This window comes from Malikia spinosa, from assembly GCF_002980625.1.
Lineage (GTDB): Bacteria > Pseudomonadota > Gammaproteobacteria > Burkholderiales > Burkholderiaceae_C > Malikia > Malikia spinosa.
This window is the reverse complement of sequence record NZ_PVLR01000078.1, coordinates 1-15,436: the sequence shown is the minus strand read 5'-3', so window position 1 is coordinate 15,436 and position 15,436 is coordinate 1. Positions and strand designations below refer to the sequence as shown.

Here is a 15,436-nt window from a genome sequence, read left to right as displayed (position 1 = left end):
GGCCCCGGATCGTCAAGTACCGGAGACTTGCCTGGCATCGCGGTGGCGGTATCAGGGCTCAGATCGCGTAATCAGCCAGCGACTTGCCGGCAGCCAGCGCTTCATGGATCCACTGCGGGCGCTTGCCTCGGCCTGACCAGGTCTGCTGCGTAGCGGGATCGCGGTACTTGGGTACACCCTTGACCTTTGGCTCGCGCGCCGGCTTGCCAGTCAGTCCGAGGTCTTCGACGCTGATCTGGTACTCACGCATCGCGGCACGAATCTCGGACAAGGCTTCGGCGCGAAGCGTCTTCTGCATTTCTTCAATTTTCTCATTGAGTGCATCGCGTTGCTGAATGAGATCCTGCAAAGTGGTCATGGGGTCGTTGTCTTTGGTTGTTGAGATGATCTCTTCATTCTAATGCCTGCAAGACACTTTCATGTATCGAATTGATTTATGGCCTTGGAATCTACGTCCTGCTTGATGAAAGCATCATGAAAAGATTTGCTTCTTGTATCTTCGGGTCATCGCACCACTCCATCATCGATTGGTACAGTACGGGATCGAGTCGCTGTGACAGCGTCTTTCTCTCAGCATTGATCAGGGCTCGTCAGCACATCAGACCCTGCTGATAAGCCGGCTTTTCGGCATCTTGGTGATCGGTCATGGCGGCGCTTTCTGATGATCACGAAATGATGGCGCCAGTCTGAATCGACTGAGACCCGAGTGCTGGTAACCGGGGCGGTTCCTACCGCTGCAGGCCGCGCTCGGCCTCGTGCGTGGTCGATTTCTGGTGCCGCTGGATTGTCTCGATCGCGCTGGTCTTGTCCTGCCTGGCCGTCACTGCCCTCGCAGCCATGGCCTTGTCATTGGTGTAGATGCGCAGCTCATGCGAAGCGCGCGTGGCGCCGACATAGAAGCTGCGATCGCCGAACACCTTGGCCATGTTCTCCAGCGCCTTGTCCTGCTTGCGCTCGTCCTCGGTCTGCGGCGCTCGGATGTGAAACAGGGTCCGATGCTGGGTCGATCCCTGGGAAGCATGAACCGTCTGCGCGTAGGCATGGTCCCAGTGCCGGTTGCGTGACAGATCGACCTGGTGCTGGCTGCGCTCCTGCCCCTGTCTTATCTCAAGCGTCACCTGTGTGCCAGCTACCGCGACGACGCGTGCTACCTCACCATTCTTGAACTCGCCCTCGTTGCGCGTGAACCGGATCAGGTCGCCCTGGGCCAGCTCGCGCCGTTCGGCCTCGTAGACCTCGATCTTGTTGTGCCGGCCGGGCTGCCAGGCGATCCGTGATCCATCCTCCTTCTGCAGCGTCACGGTGCCGTTGGGTGCGTCCACGGCCGCCACGCGCAGGTAGTCCCCCTTGCCCGCGTCGATCTGCTGGTAGTCCCGGCCGAAGCGCACCACATCGCCCGGCTGGTAGTACTGGGCTTCCTTCTGCATGGCGCGCGTCCAGCCCTTGGACACATAGACTTCCCGACTGTTCTCCTGGCGCGAGAGCTCGCCCTGCGCCTTGAGCCCCTCGCGCACGCCGGCGTTGATGGCCTTGCGATCCTCGTTGTAGGCGGTGATGACCAGAGTGCGCTCCCGCTCGGCCGGATCCAGCTTGAGGATGTCCTCGACCACGGCGGCCACGAGCTTGCCCTGTCCGTCCCCGGACTTCTCAGGGACCTCGCGCACCATGCCGACCCGGTCCAGGTAGTCGAAGGCCCGTCCGTTGTGGGTGAGCTCCACCTGCGTCAGGCGTTGTCCGCTCGCTAGCCGGTCGCCGCCAGTGATGATGTCGACCGCCTGCTTGAGTTCGGCCGTCTTCTGTCGGCTGATCTCGGTCATGTGGGCGGTCTGCATGCCGGCGCGCTGGGCCAGTTCGAAGGGCTTGCCGGCTTCGACGCCCTGCAGCTGCAGCGAGTCGCCCAGGTAGACCAACTTGGCACCGGCCAGCTGGGCCATGTGGTCGAGCTTGGCCTTCTGGCGCTGCGACAGGAAGGAGGACTCGTCGACGATCCAGAGCTCGGCCTTGCGCTGGAAGTCCGGGGCGTACTGCCGGGCGAATTCGATGTCCTTGTGCAGCTGCATCTCCTTGAGCTGGAACATCGAGACGGTTTCCGTGGCGATGCCGGTTTCCCTGGCCAGCACCTTGCTGGCAGCCCCGGTCGGCGCCATGCCGCGCACGGTGTAGCCCTGCTCCTGCGCCATCTCGCGTAGCGAGCGCAGCATGGTGGTCTTGCCCGTGCCAGCCAGCCCCTGCACGCCCACGTAGCGGTCCTCGCTGGTCAGGACCTGGGTGATAGCTTCCTTCTGGCCCTCGCTGTAGCGGAACCCCTGTTTTCCCTCTGCCTGGGCGATCCGCAGGGACACCGCCTCGGGCGCCATCATGCTGGGCGTCTGCCCCTTCTGGGTCTGTACCTGATCCAGCGCCCAGGTTTCGCTGCTCAGCAGCCTGCGGGTCGTGAAATGGCCGTCGGGCAACTGCACCAGGTCGCCATCCTTGACCAGCTGCTCGAACGCCTGAGTGACCTCGGACGCCGAGACCCGCCCGGCCCCATGCTCGATCGCGACCGCCATCAGCTCGTTGCGGGAGACGACCGCCTCGCGCTCGATCAGGTGAGCGGCGGCAAATGCCATCGCTTCCCGGCCCGTGAGGGCATCCGGACGGCTCACGCCGCCCTGCTCCCGCTGCGCCTCGGCCCTGGCCTGGATGGCATCGAAGTCGATCCCTATCTCACACGCCCGCTCCTTCCAACTGCTCAGCAGCGCCTCGTGGTCCACATCGACCTTCTTGGCACGGGTCTTCAGGGTGGCTTCTTCCCTTTGCTCGGGCGTGGCCTGCGCGATGTCGATGCCCTGGGCCTTGAGCTCGGCGATGATGTCGGCGCGGCGCTGGCTGAAGTGCTCGATCTGTTCCCGGCTGATGCCGGCGATCTCGAAGTTGCCTTTCTCGTCGCTGCGGGTGAGCTCGTAGCCCAGGCCCTGCAGGCGCTCGGCCAGTTCCGCGTTGTAGAGGGCGCCGATCACGCGCTGTGCGCTGTAGATCTCCTCGTTGGCCAGCGAGCGCCACTGGCCGTCCTCGCGCCGGGTCGCATTCATGATGACGGCGTGGGTGTGCGTCTGCGGGTCGAGGTCGCGGCTGGTGTTGTGGCGGAACATGGCCACCGTCACGTTGCCGGTCGCGACCGACTCGGTGCGCCCATCGACGGTCCGCCGTGTGCGCGCCAGTTCGGTTTCCAGGTAAGCCAGCGCCTTCTTCACCGCCGCTTCATGGGCTTCGCGCACCTCGCGCTGGCCATGGACCTCGGCCAGCAGCGAGACGCTCTTGGGCGCGGAGAAGGTCATGTCCGTGCCCGGCCGGTGCTCGCGCTCCTTTTCCCCGCTCTTCTCGTTCCGGACCCATTTGCCCAGGTCCTGGCCATCCACCTTGCCGCCCAGCAGCTCCAGGAAGGCCTGCTGGTCGACCTGCCCAGCCAGACCCAACTGTCCGGCGCCTTTGCCGAACCATTCGGAATGCTCCAGGCCCTCGTCCTTCGTGTAGTAGTTGTCGGCCGAGAAGTAGTGCAGCGCCTGACCGGCGCTGCCCACGTTGTGCATGCTGATCATCTGCGCTCCCTCCTACTCTCCCTCCCACCGGATGCCGGCAGCTCGAACACCCGGACGAGCGGTGGATAGCAGACCCCCAGCTCGGCCGCGCAACCCTGGGCCGTGGTCGTCAGCTTGACGGCGCGCTGTCCACCAGCCAGCCGGACCCTGACGGTTACGTGATCGGCGTAGTAGCGCATCTTCTGCCCCATGGCCGGGTCGAAGCGTTCCAGCGCTGGCGGCAGTTCGATGGCCGCGACGGAGGCTGAGCCCTGGTCGGTCCTGAAGCTGAAGCGGTCGCGGTAGAGGTGATAGCCGGGAGCGATGAGGTAGTGCAATTCCACCACGCCGGGTTCCACCCATCGCGCCGAGACTCGGAAGGCCTCGTCGAGCTGCAGCAAGTCGGCCTGGGCCTGAACCCTGCTACAGAGCAGCGCGAACGGGAAAGCGGCTGCACCCAGCCAGAACCGTCTGCGAGCATTCATGCCGGCTCTCCTTACAAGGCATCCGCCAGCGGGTTGGGTTTTGTGCTTCCGGCACCGGGCTCCGGTTCCGGATCCACTTTCGCACGCGAAAGTGGATCCGGCTGTGCGAAGTCCTGGCCACCCTGGGCTACCTGGCTGGAAGCAGCGAGCGGCGCGGTACCGGCAGGCACGACCGGCTTGAAGCTGATCGAGAAGCCCTGGCGCTCGACGAAACCCTCGGCCTGCTTGTCGGTCGGCACATAGCCGTACTGGACCCTGGCAATCGGATAGTCGCCCGGAATCACCAGATAGCCTGTCATGTCAGGCAGGGTCAGGATCTCGGAGGACAGCACCAGGTCGCGCATCGAGCGGCGCGCAAAAACGCTCACACCGTCGCGCTCCGGGCTCAGGCCGTAACTCAGCGTTTCCTCCTTCTCGTCCACCTCGGCCTGGCCCATCAGATCGGACAGCAGCTTGGCCGCGGCTCCATCGGTGACGCGCAGCAACAGCTTGGTCTGGCAGCCGGAGATGATGGTCTTGGCCAGGTCGTGGCCGTAGATCTCGTAGAGCTGGGAGAAGTCCTGCACACCGAGCACCATGCACAAGCCGTACTTACGGGTGTTGGTCAGGGCCAGCTTGAGGATGTCGAGTTTCTGCAGCGTGGGCAGCTCGTCAATGCAAAACCAGAGCCGCTCGCGGTGCACCGGTTCCAGGTCGAGCACGGCCTTGATCGCCGTGTCGATCCACAGCGACAGCACGGGCTTCAAGGCTTCGCGCATCGACTCCCGGGCGGTGATGAACATCCAGGAGTCGCCTTCCGCATGGATCCACTGACGGATCGAGAAGGGCTCGCCCTCATCGGGCAGGAAACGGAAGGATTCGAGCTGGTTCTGCACCGTCATCTTGAGCGACATGCCGGTACGCTCGGTGGTCGGGTCGACATAGCTCGCGCCGGCCATTCCCTGCAAGAGCTTGTGCAGGTCCTGGAGATTGGTCTTGGCGATCGCGTGGTAGAGCTCGCGGTTGGTGCGCTTGCCCTTCTTGCCCAGTACCACGATCACATCTTTGAGCAGCATGCGCCCGGCATGGGCCCAGAACGGATCGGAGCCAACCGGATCCGGAATCAGGCCGTTGGCGACGTTGTCGTAGTGGTAGTCCTTGGCGATCTCCTGCCAGACGTTCCAGTTGGGGCTGCGCGCATCGAGCGGGTTCATCAAGATGTCCTTGCCCCCGCGGTAGAAGGCCTGGGTGAACTCTCCAGTCGGGTCGTACACGATCATGCGCTTGCCTTGTGCCCGGACCTGCTTCATCAGCGCAAAGAACTGCTGGGACTTGCCGGTGCCCTGAGCGCCCGCAAACAGCGTGTGCAGGGTTTCCGACTTCAGGCGCATCGGCACGCCGGCGATCTCGTAGGGGCTGGCTTCCTCGCGCTGGCGCACCAGCATGGCGAGCTCAGGGCCGGCGACCAGCTGGGCGCCACGCAGCTGGCGGTCCTGCATCTTGGCACGGCCGTAGCCCCACCAGTAGAGCGAGACCAGGAAGACGAATCCGACCGCGCTCAGGGCACCGAACATGCCGCCGTTGCGCAGTTTCCGCCAGCCTTCTTCCGCCAGCGCTTGGGTCAGGCGGGCCACCTGTTCAACCTCCTGCAGGCGCAGCTGACCCTCAATATGCAGCTCCATCTTGCCGGCTGTCATACCCAGCACATCGCGGGTGCGCGCGAGCACATTTCGCTCGAGCGCGTACTTCTCAGCAGCCGTGGTCGAGTGCCAGAAATAGCCCGACGTGACCGCGAGCCCCACCAGCACCGACAGCAGCCCAACCGTTCCGATGGCGACCACGAACAGCCGGGCCTGGTGCATCCACAGTTCGGACCCGCGCGCGAAGCTACCCATGCTGCTCTTTTCTTCACGTCTTGCCATCCTTGCCTCCCTTCAGTTCCGCGAGCCGGGCCTTGGCGGCATCCTGGGCCTCGTAGAGCTTCTGGATGTCGCGCGCCTCGACAATTGCCGTCAGCAGGTATTCCGACATGAAGGCCGACAACAGCAATTCGTCGGGAATTCCAGCTCGGTCGCCAGTCTGCCCGCCAGCATGAATTTCATCAAGCAGGCGGCGCATCCTCTGTTCGATCTCATAGGCCGATTCCGCAATCATTCCCTGCACGATCATGTTACGCAAGAACCCGGAAAGCGTGGTGCCGGATGCCTTGGCGCGCTTGCTGTAGAACTCTGCGGTATCGCGATCCAGCCGCAGTCCGATGAACTTGGATCCGCTGTCGTCTGAATTTCGGATTTTTGGCATTTCCTGTTTCCTTTCAACAGCTTGCACGTCTGAATCGGGGCAGGTGTTTAACACGATCGTGCCAAGTGTTAAACAATAAATCATTTACTGGCGCTAGGAATTTCACGATTTCAACCAGGTTGCGTGATGTGTGACCAATTCCATGGGGTGCGGGGCTTGCCCTGCGAACTATGGAAGGAATCCCGTTTCTTGTCACCAGGCTCCAGTGGAAGAATTCCATCCAATCGATAGAATGCAGCCGATCCGGGTCGGATGGGTTGCAACCTGATTCAGCTGAATTCCGGCCCGGATCCACAGTTCAGGGAGGCACACCATGGAAGCAGAAACCACCAGCGTCAAGCCGGCACGCAAGGCCAGGACGCTGGACGAGGAAATCGCCCACCAGCGCGAGAAGCTGCGCAAGCTCGAGGAACGCCAGCGCGAGCAGCAGCGTCGCGAGCGCGAGAAGAACCAGAAAGCGGTGCTGGAACTCATCAAGGCCGAGCGGCTCGACACGGTGCCGGCCGAGCGTTGGCGCGCGGTCATGCCCAAGCTCAAGGTGGTGCTGGCGATGGAACCTGATCCGGGGAAGAAGCCGCAGGCCGAGACACCATGACTGCGGTTTCTGGGTTGGTCGGTGGACCGCGCCGGTTCGCAGTACTACCCAGACTTGGCCCTCGCTCGACATGTCCCATGGCGCACCGTGGACTTAGGTGTTGGCGGCGTTCAACTCACGAAGGTCGGCTCATGGAAGACACGCGTTGCTGCGGCAGCGGCACCTGCATCATCAACGCCAAGGGTTTCTACTGGTGCGGCCAGCGCTGGGACGGCACGCGCATGTGTTTTACGGAAGCAGCCGGGAGTGACAGCCAGGACGAGGACGCGAAACAGAAGGCGGACATCGACGATGGCCAGGACCCGGCCTGATGCGGGAACGGTAGGCGAAGTGCTCGCCATGGCGCTCAGCGACCACGTCAGTTTTGACCAGATCCGAGCCTTGCACGGCTGGGGTCCGGACGAGGTCCAGGGCTTGATGCGTCATGAGCTGAGGCTAGGTAGCTACGTCGCCTGGAGAAAACGTGTCCGGCAGTTCACGGATCGACGCGAGTTCTACAAATGAGCCTGGATCCGCATCCCTGGACCCAGGAGCTCGGGAGTCTTTATCACCATGTCTGGCAAAGACTGGTCCGGGACGTGTACGACCGCCACGCCCTCGCATGGTTCCGACCCTGGCGACGGTGAGCCCGTAGGGCCTGCCCAAGACGCGCACCGTGGTGCTGCGCGCCGCGGACAAGTCACGCGGCGGGCTGGAACTGCACACGAATCTGCATTCATCCAAGATCACGGATCTGATGGCGAGGCCAGTTACCGCGCTGCACGTCTGGGACAGCGGTTCCCACCTGCAGATCCGCGGGGAGGCCGATGTGGAAATTGCCAGTGGCGCTGCCGTCGCAGACACCTGGGCCAGGGTGCCGGATCGGTCCCGCACCGCCTACAGCAGCAGTCACACACCCGGCCATCCGATTCCCAGCGCACTGGCTTACGACAACGCCCCGGACCTCGCAGTGTTTGCCGTGCTGCACCTGAACATCCGGGCAATGGACCTGCTGCATCTGGTGGTTGACCACCGGCGGGCGCAATTCACTCGCGAGAACCACTGGGCTGGCCAGTGGCTGGTTCCGTGAAACCAATCCGTCCCGTGCCTGATAGGATTTCGCCCCCTTCTCGATCAGCCTCCCATGCAGGGAAATCCGTGCTTTGGCCGCTTGGCTCAGGACTCGCTGAGATCGAGGTAAAGCCTGTTTTGGGGCGGACCTCGTTTCAGGCGGGATCGAGGATCACGAACCGCGGCACCTTCCCCTCCGCGGTGACGACCATCTCCTGAAAATCCGAGATCGGGCGCATCCAGGTGACATGCTGCATGTCGCCTTGCTGGGGCTGGTACAGGATGCCGGGCTTGAGGGTGGCTTCGATCAGGCAGGTACCGACCACGACGTAGAGGCCGCCCTTGTAGTGGCGCAGGCGCGTGCCGGGCTTGAATTGGCCGGCACCAGGAGCATTGAAAATCATGCGGCGAGTGTAGTGACGTTGCGGGCCTGCAGTGGTTCAGGTCCGCTGGATCACAAAGTCGCACAGGGGCCTTGCGATGCAGAGCAGGCAATAGCCGTCACGCTTTTCTTCCAGGCTGAGCCCGGGCCAGGGGATGTCATACGCCACCTCTCCCGTGACCAGCTGCCCGATACAGGTTCGGCATGTTCCGTTGCGGCACGACACCGGCCAGTCGATGCCGGCCTGGCGCATCGAGGAAAAAAGGCTCTGGTCTGCAGGTGCAGCAAAGGCTGCGCCTGTCTCTTGCACCAGGCCCTTGAAAGCCGGGAGCTGCTGGCTGGATTCAGTGGTCATGGTTGCATCTGACTCGGGCGACATCTGCTGCATGGAACATTGATGCCTCGATCAGGCCTGGACCTGTTGCCAGGCCCGATACTCCGAACGCTTGAGCCGATAGCGGGCAATGCTGCCTTCATGCAGCTGCTGCAGCGCAGTCGCAAGCATTTCAGAGAACGCCGCCTGGTCGGCCGCTGCTGCGTGATCTCGTGCCAGTTCCGCAATGACGGCCTGACTGGGTTGATGCAGTCCCTTGACCACCGCCTGGACCGCCTGGATCAGGGCCTCCCGGTACTTGATCTTCAGTGGGTCGGGTTCGACCATGGTCTGCGTGATGGCCAGATAACGCTGGCAGGAGCGCTCATAGGCCCAGACGAACACATCGCGCAACAGCTCGATCTGATTCAGCTCGTACACGCCCAGCGTGCCTTCGACATAGGCCCGCTCAGGCACATCGATGAAGGACAACGGGCACAGGTTCTGCTGGATCAGCGAAATGTTCGCGCCGATACGCGAGACACGCTTGTTCACGTCCTCGAACGGCTGCAGGTAGGGCAGCTGCACCATCAGGAAGAAGGCTTGCTCGAACGGGTCGGGGATAGCGGCTGCCTTGTCCAGCAGCAGCGCGAAACAGTCCTCGATGAGCTGTGGCATGGCCAGGGGATGGAACACAGTGCCCGAGATGTCCACTGGCCGTCGGCGCAGTCTCCCGCTGGCCCCGGGATCGCGCATCAGGTCCTGTGACAGCACGGCATGCAGGTTCTTGAAGGTGAAGGCATCGAAGCCCACCTCGTCGGCATCCTCGATCAGCATCTCAATGGCCGCCTTGTGGTTCAGGATCATCTGGGTTTCGATGGCATCCTTGCCCTGGGCGACCTGGCCAAGCTCGATCAGGTTCTGGGTGTCGAGTCGGCTGTAGGTGTTGCCTTCCAACCTGGATGAAGCCCATGACAAGTCCACCAGCAGCCGGCCCAGGATGTCGCGCGCATAGGTACCGGCAGGTCGTTCGGTCTCGAACGTCAGCCCCATCTCGTGCAACTGACGCCGCAGCGGCTCGGGCAGGTAGAACGTGATCCCGGGCTGGTAGGCCTCCAGGAATTCACGCTGGTAGCCCACCGGCTTGCGATACATCAGCGGCTGCCTGACATGATCGCGAATCGTGGCCCCTTCCGGCGAGACGGGGACATAGAGCTCGGCCGGCGCCATGGCGGCGGTCTTCACTGCTGCCCTGGCACCAGCATCAGGCACAGAGCCGGCGGCCGGTTTGTAGACCAGGGCGATGCTTTCGCCGTCGGTGGTCAGGCGCTGCGCTTCGATGAGCTTGTGCAGTCGGCGCTGCAGCGTGCGGCGGTTGGGCTTGTCGCCCTGGCGCAGCTCGATTTCCGACTCGATGTCGGAGATGCCGATGCCACTGCTGTGAGCCACGACGATGGCTTCGATCAGCTTGAGTTCTTCAAGAGGTGTGGTGCGCGGCATCGGCTTGTCTTCCAAGTAGTGAATGTGTCGCGCCATGTCGTGCAGGAGCGACAAAGCACGACACTATTATGTCGCGCGATGTGTCGCTCAGCACACCACAAACACCTTGGCAACCTCGCTGAACTGCCGCTTGGCGCTGGACTGTGTGTAGCGGCTCGGCGCCACGGATGAGGCCTGCTCCGTGACAGACCGCTTTGCAGCGGATGCAATTGTCGGCTCAGGTCTGCTGTTGGCCGTTATGGATAGCTGCACATAACGGCCAGAAGCAGTCCGTCCACATGTCTGAACTTGTGCCTGAAGTAGGCTGGATTGAGCTATTCGAGGTGGAGGGCTTGAACGACCGAAATTACGAGAACCTGCCGTCGGGTGCTGGCATCCTCGCACTACAGGCGACCACCTGCTAAAATGGCACGGCCACGGGTGATGCCTAACGCTTGGTCGGCGAGATAGTTCGCTTGTGTTTGCCGGCGATTGGTCGAGCAAGGCTTGGCGGAAGTTTCGCCTTCGCTGCTGCAAGCAGCTTCACGCTGTCGATGGCCATTCTTTTGTACCTAGCGTCCAGGAATGCGGCTTCTCCTAAAAGACCACACAGTTTTGCGGCCAGCAATTCGCGCCTCTGATCGTCTTTCTCAGCATCAAAGGCTGCTCGAATGGCTCGTGCCTTCCGGAAACGGGTGTGCGGGACGCGCAGCGCCCCACCCGAAATTACAACGCCAGTGACATGCTTGGGACGACCGGGACCAAAAATCTTGGTTTTGTGCTCGGAAAGCGTGTGGCCATGGCTCTTGACGATGCCTTCAACTTGGTCAATAAGGCTTCGTGGGATTGCGTCGCCTGAGAGAGTGATGTCGTCAACGTAGACCGACAACTTCAACTGCAGTGCATTCCCGCGTTGATCGAGTGTTTCGAACAAACCACAATTAGCCCAGTAGGCCAGGATCGGGCTAGACGGCGCTCCTGTGGGCAGAGCGCGTTTGTACGTGCATAGATCAGTCAGCAGGCCAGCCACATCTGGGGAGCACTCCAGATGTTTGTGGAAAAAGCGGAAAACCTGCTTTGAAGTGGTTGATGGGAAAAAATCCTTGAGGTCGAACGTCGCTACCGACTGTGCACCGACATGGGCCTGCGCGTTTGATCGATAAGACCGGCCGGTTTTCGCTCCGTGGCAGTATTCGGGCGACTGGATGCGGGAAAGCAGCTTTGTGATCCGCGCTAGTAAGGCCTTGAGATCGGGAACGGGGTTCTGTACCCATCGTGCTTTACGTTTCGTACCGGTGAACTCGCAAACCTGAGCTTCTAGGAAAGGTGTTCAAAACTCAGCGCTCCCTGGTGACGGACGCAGCCTGAGTCGCGAGACAATGTCAGCATGAAGCAGCAAGACCTGGGTCTGAACCTGAGCACGCGCCGCACGCGCAAGGCGGAGTTCCTCGACGAGATGGAGCTCGTGGTGCCTTGGCGTGAACTGATCTCGCTGATCACGAAGGTGGCGCCGCCCAAGGCGACAGGTCGTCCGCCGTTTGGTCACGAGATCATGCTGCGACTGCATTTCCTGCAGCTTTGGTTCGGCCTGAGCGACTTCGCGATGGAGGAAGCCCTGTTCGATGTGCCGCTCTACCGCGCATTCGCTGGGCTGGACAACACCGACCGACTCCCGGACCGGGTCAGCATCCTGCGGTTCCGTCATCTGCTCGAGCAGCATGGTCTGGCCCAGCAGATCCTGGCCACGGTCAACGCCACCCTGACCGAAAAGGGTCTGATGCTCAGGCAGGGCACGGCCATCGACGCCACGCTGATTGCCGCACCCAGTTCGACCAAGAACAGCGGTGGCGAGCGAGACCCTGAGATGCACCAGACCAGGAAAGGCAATCAGTGGCACTTCGGCATGAAGGCGCATATCGGCGTAGACGCGGATTCGGGCCTGGTGCACACGGTCACGACCACGGCCGCCAACCAGCATGATGTCACGCAAGCGAGCGAACTGCTGCACGGCGCCGAGACGGATGTGTTTGCCGACTCGGGCTATCGCGGCGTTGCAAAGCGAGAAGAAGTCCGCCAAGCCCATCCCGAAGTCAACTGGCATGTGGCCATGATACCGAGCAAGCGCCGTGCGCTGGACAAGGACACGCCCATGGGTGCGATCCTGGAAAAGCTCGAGCAAACCAAGGCGAGCATCCGCGCCAAGGTCGAGCACCCGTTTCGCGTGATCAAACGCCAGTTCGGCCATGTGAAGGTGCGCTACCGAGGCTTGGCCAAGAACACGGCGCAACTGTGCACGCTGTTTGCGCTGAGCAATCTGTGGATGGCGCGCAAGCGAATTTTGACGGGTGCCGTGGCATGAGTGCGCCCGAACACGGCCATTGGGTCGGGTTCCGAAGCCAAAAGGACCGAATTCCGGCCTGAAACGGCAAGAAAACAATTCTCGGAGCTCAACAGGTTTCATCTGGTGCAAGTTGCGCAGTCAAACCTGTTTGGGCCGTGAGTTTTGAACACCATCCCTAGTTCGAAGACATTGAAATTTCTGTCATCAGCTGATAGACGTATCAAGTCTACGACATTGACATCAAGGATCTGCGCCAGACGTTTCTTGGAGCGCACCTTATAGAGGGCGCATTGATTCAACGCATACGACTTGCGCAGTTTAACTTTTGCGGATGGATTCGGACTTGCTGACACTCTTTTCTTCCACCCATTGAAGTAATGCCAATACCTTCTTTGCGGCTCCCATGCGCAGGTTTCTGGTGAGACCTGTTTGGTGGAGGCTCTCCGAGAAGAACAACAGCGACGAGACTGGGATGCCAAAATGTTCGCCGTATCTGTTCAGCATCTCCAGCGTTGGTTGCTTCTTTCCAGACTCAATCTCTGACAAGTAAGAGTTGGAAATTCCTAACTGAGCACAAAGCTCGGACTGCGATAGGTCGTGATAGGACCTGACAAGTCTCAGCGCTTCATTCAACATAATAATTACAGTAAAAAGATCAGGAGTAGTCTTCTTCACAGGAATTCGCCGAACCAGTCAAGGAGCATTTGACAGCGATCCTTGATCCAGTTCCAACATCCATCTACCTGGTTGAACACCCGGTAGAGGGTTGCTGCGCAGCCGAGAACCTTCTTCAGGATCACGACCTTCGACTTTTTCCTCTCAGTCGACTGGCACGGTTTTGCGGTTTCATTAGTTGCCATTTATGGCCTTTCACGTGGCGACACCAACAACCTCGGCGGGACTATCCCGCATCAGCCTGATGCCTCTCGTAAGCTCGTGATCGGCGACAACATGGAGAAAACCGCGCTTTTCCTCCCGAACCAGTTACCCGAGTCCGGCTCTCGTCGGACTCGGTTATCCCCTGCCTGCCGGAGAGTCGTGGCGGTGAGGCCGCGTCCGTCCGTCTGGTCTGGGATTGGATAGGGGCTTTAACACCCCCGCGGGGCCGAAGCCCCCATTGCTACGAGACATGAATCTCCGCAACCGCATCGTTAGTGTAGTCTGGTTTAGAGCAAGTCGAGAAATTTTTTCGCTGATGGCGAAAATTTTACGTTTCAGAAAAGAGGGACAAAGTCATGGGGCGCGCACGAAGGAGGCCGGTGCTTAGCACTGCGCGCCTACGGTACACCGCTTCACGACTACGAGAGTAAGCCAGCGGCGTTGCTCTGGGAACCTAAGCGCAAGACCGGCAGTTGATAAACCTCAGGTAGTTGCTGCATAAGCTGCGCGCCGTCGCCCATCGAACGGCATCTTGTCTAATGTCATTTTGATTGCGATTACTACCGCCTAAACATGGCTCACAGGCGCCTGTTGATGCGCTTGCGCAAGGTCTGCTGTTGAGCCCTCACTCCCCAAACACCTTCGCCACCTCGCTGAACTGCCGCTTGGCGCTGGACCGCGTGTAGCGACTCAGCGTCACGGGCGACGCATGCCCCATCGACGACTGCACCGCATCGGGTGCGGCCCCCTTCTCGATCAGCCTTGTGCCGAAAGTGTGGCGCAGCCAGTGCGTCGAGGCCTTGTAGAGCTGGGTCTTTTCGTGGCGAGGCAGGTCAGTGGCCGAAACCGCTTTCTCGAGCCAGCGCTTGACGGTCTGGTACAGCGCCGGATAGGTGATCGGCGTCATCGGATCCTTGGCCGATGCCAGGATTGGCGACTCGGCAGGGGCCTGCAGGAAGTCCCCCAGGCCTCGGGCCGCCAGGTAGTCGTTGAGGGCCTCCCGCGCCTGGCGGTTCAGCGTGACATGCCGGTTCTTGGCGCCCTTGCCATGAACCTTGAGCGCCAGGCCTTCGGGTAGCGTCACCAGGTCGCCCAGGCGCGCCGCCAGCAGCTCGCTGGCCCGCAGACCCATCGATTCGAGGAAGCGCAGCACGAAACGCATCCGGTGGATGGCCGGGGACGGCTCCGCCTGCTCGAAGTAGTGCAGCAGCGCCTGCATTGCGCCTTCGGAGATTGCCTTGACTTCGCCGCGTGCGGTCTGGTCATCGCCCTGCTTCCTGGAGATCAGCCGGAACGGATTGGCCTCGATGTGTCGCGCCTCGACCAGCCAGTCCAGCCAGGCCGACACCACCAGCAGGGCCTGCTTGCGGCTGGCCGGCGTGAGCGGGCCGCGGAACGGTGCCCAACCCAGTTCGCCGGGCGAGGCCTTGCGGCGCGAGATGAAATGCGGCGGGATGTCGCGCAACAGCTCGGCGAAGGCCACCGCGTCGCGCACCCCGAGCTGGGCCGGCGATACGCCCGGGCGCTCATGGCGCAACCAGACCAGGAAGCGGCCGACTTCCCGCGCATAGACCTTGCGCGTGGCGTCCGAGTTCGCCCGCGCCGCGATCCACGCTTCGACCGTCTGCTCGATCGTGAGCTCACCCAGCAGGCTCGACGGCAGAACGGGACGCGGGTGAGGCCAGGCCAGCTCCGAGCCGGCGTGTCGGATCGGGCCGAAGAACGGCAGGGCCTGCCCCTCGCGCGGCAACAGGGTGCGCAGGAAAGCCTCGATGCGCTGCGCCTTGGCCTTGCCCACCGCCAGCAGGGACTTGTACCAGGCCCCGCCGGCACTGACCCGGACATTGAGCTCACCCAGCGTATGGAATCCGGCCAGGTCGAGCTTGCGAGCCAGCGCCTCGTCGAACCAGCCGCCGACGAAGTCCGAAGGACTCGGCGCCTCGGCCACCGCCGATTCGAGCGACCGCAGCAGCTCGATCTGGCGCTTGCGCAGCCGCTCGCTTCGCTGCGCCTTCGGGTCGGGTCCATGGGCCTGGCTACAGAGCTCGGTGTACAGCTCGATGACCTCGGCCTCG

Annotated in this window: 15 protein-coding genes and 1 pseudogene; 5 read left to right on the top strand and 11 right to left on the bottom strand. The window is 61.9% G+C overall.

Annotation, left to right across the window (positions count from 1 at the left end; all coding sequences use genetic code 11):
• Positions 1–58: 58 nt before the first annotated feature.
• The 5 genes from C6P61_RS17170 to C6P61_RS17150 all read right to left on the bottom strand — a co-directional run bounded on the left by C6P61_RS17170 (position 59) and on the right by C6P61_RS17150 (position 6,322).
• Positions 59–358 carry an H-NS histone family protein gene (locus C6P61_RS17170; protein WP_105731116.1) on the bottom strand — a complete coding sequence of 100 codons (300 nt, stop codon included), beginning with the start codon at positions 356–358 and terminating at the stop codon, positions 59–61.
• A gap of 370 nt (positions 359–728) precedes the next feature.
• Positions 729–3,578 carry a MobF family relaxase gene (mobF, locus tag C6P61_RS17165; protein WP_105731115.1) on the bottom strand — a complete coding sequence of 950 codons (2,850 nt, stop codon included), beginning with the start codon at positions 3,576–3,578 and terminating at the stop codon, positions 729–731.
• A complete protein-coding gene (locus C6P61_RS17160) occupies positions 3,575–4,042 on the bottom strand; it encodes a protein-disulfide reductase DsbD N-terminal domain-containing protein (RefSeq protein WP_105731114.1) in 468 nt (155 codons plus the stop codon). Before C6P61_RS17160 ends, mobF begins: the two co-directional genes overlap by 4 nt.
• 11 nt (positions 4,043–4,053) lie before the next feature.
• On the bottom strand, positions 4,054–5,943 hold the full coding sequence (locus tag C6P61_RS17155; RefSeq protein WP_105731113.1) for a type IV secretion system DNA-binding domain-containing protein: 1,890 nt from the start codon (positions 5,941–5,943) through the stop codon (positions 4,054–4,056).
• Positions 5,930–6,322, bottom strand: coding sequence for a hypothetical protein (locus C6P61_RS17150; protein WP_105731112.1), 393 nt, complete (start codon positions 6,320–6,322; stop codon positions 5,930–5,932). The genes C6P61_RS17155 and C6P61_RS17150 overlap by 14 nt, the downstream gene beginning before the upstream one ends.
• Before the next feature lie 313 nt (positions 6,323–6,635).
• Here C6P61_RS17150 and C6P61_RS17145 point away from each other — a divergent pair, with 313 nt between their 5' ends.
• The 4 genes from C6P61_RS17145 (at position 6,636) to C6P61_RS17130 (ending at position 7,986) form a co-directional block, all read left to right on the top strand.
• Positions 6,636–6,917 (top strand): hypothetical protein, encoded by a 282-nt coding sequence (locus C6P61_RS17145; RefSeq protein WP_105731111.1) that lies wholly within the window; start codon positions 6,636–6,638, stop codon positions 6,915–6,917.
• A 131-nt stretch (positions 6,918–7,048) separates the two neighbouring features.
• Entirely contained in the window at positions 7,049–7,228 is a 180-nt protein-coding gene (locus C6P61_RS17140; RefSeq protein ID WP_105731110.1) for a hypothetical protein, read from the top strand.
• Positions 7,209–7,421, top strand: a complete 213-nt coding sequence (locus C6P61_RS17135; RefSeq protein ID WP_105731109.1) for a DUF2805 domain-containing protein — start codon at positions 7,209–7,211, stop codon at positions 7,419–7,421. Before C6P61_RS17140 ends, C6P61_RS17135 begins: the two co-directional genes overlap by 20 nt.
• 151 nt (positions 7,422–7,572) lie before the next feature.
• Positions 7,573–7,986 (top strand): hypothetical protein, encoded by a 414-nt coding sequence (locus C6P61_RS17130; protein WP_211297001.1) that lies wholly within the window; start codon positions 7,573–7,575, stop codon positions 7,984–7,986.
• 136 nt (positions 7,987–8,122) lie between these two features.
• Here the strand turns inward: C6P61_RS17130 and C6P61_RS17125 are convergent, their stop codons facing one another.
• The 4 genes and pseudogenes from C6P61_RS17125 to C6P61_RS18020 all read right to left on the bottom strand — a co-directional run.
• Positions 8,123–8,371, bottom strand: a complete 249-nt coding sequence (locus C6P61_RS17125) for a DUF1653 domain-containing protein (RefSeq protein WP_105731108.1) — start codon at positions 8,369–8,371, stop codon at positions 8,123–8,125.
• A gap of 36 nt (positions 8,372–8,407) precedes the next feature.
• Complete coding sequence (locus C6P61_RS17120; RefSeq protein ID WP_105731130.1) at positions 8,408–8,704, bottom strand: 2Fe-2S iron-sulfur cluster-binding protein; 297 nt, start codon at positions 8,702–8,704, stop codon at positions 8,408–8,410.
• Positions 8,705–8,755: 51 nt separating this feature from the next.
• On the bottom strand, positions 8,756–10,198 hold the full coding sequence (locus C6P61_RS17115) for a Fic family protein (protein WP_244908995.1): 1,443 nt from the start codon (positions 10,196–10,198) through the stop codon (positions 8,756–8,758).
• A 391-nt stretch (positions 10,199–10,589) separates the two neighbouring features.
• Positions 10,590–11,411: pseudogene (locus tag C6P61_RS18020) on the bottom strand (reverse transcriptase family protein); the annotation flags it as partial.
• 117 nt (positions 11,412–11,528) lie between these two features.
• On the opposite strand from C6P61_RS18020, the gene C6P61_RS17100 reads away from it, so the two are divergent.
• Positions 11,529–12,500, top strand: a complete 972-nt coding sequence (locus C6P61_RS17100; RefSeq protein WP_105731104.1) for an IS5 family transposase — start codon at positions 11,529–11,531, stop codon at positions 12,498–12,500.
• A 300-nt stretch (positions 12,501–12,800) separates the two neighbouring features.
• Here C6P61_RS17100 and C6P61_RS17095 read toward each other — a convergent pair whose 3' ends face one another.
• Complete coding sequence (locus tag C6P61_RS17095) at positions 12,801–13,118, bottom strand: helix-turn-helix domain-containing protein (RefSeq protein ID WP_105731129.1); 318 nt, start codon at positions 13,116–13,118, stop codon at positions 12,801–12,803.
• An 868-nt stretch (positions 13,119–13,986) separates the two neighbouring features.
• Positions 13,987–15,436: tyrosine-type recombinase/integrase (locus C6P61_RS17090; protein WP_105731103.1), on the bottom strand; the 1,450-nt coding region annotated here is incomplete at its 5' end.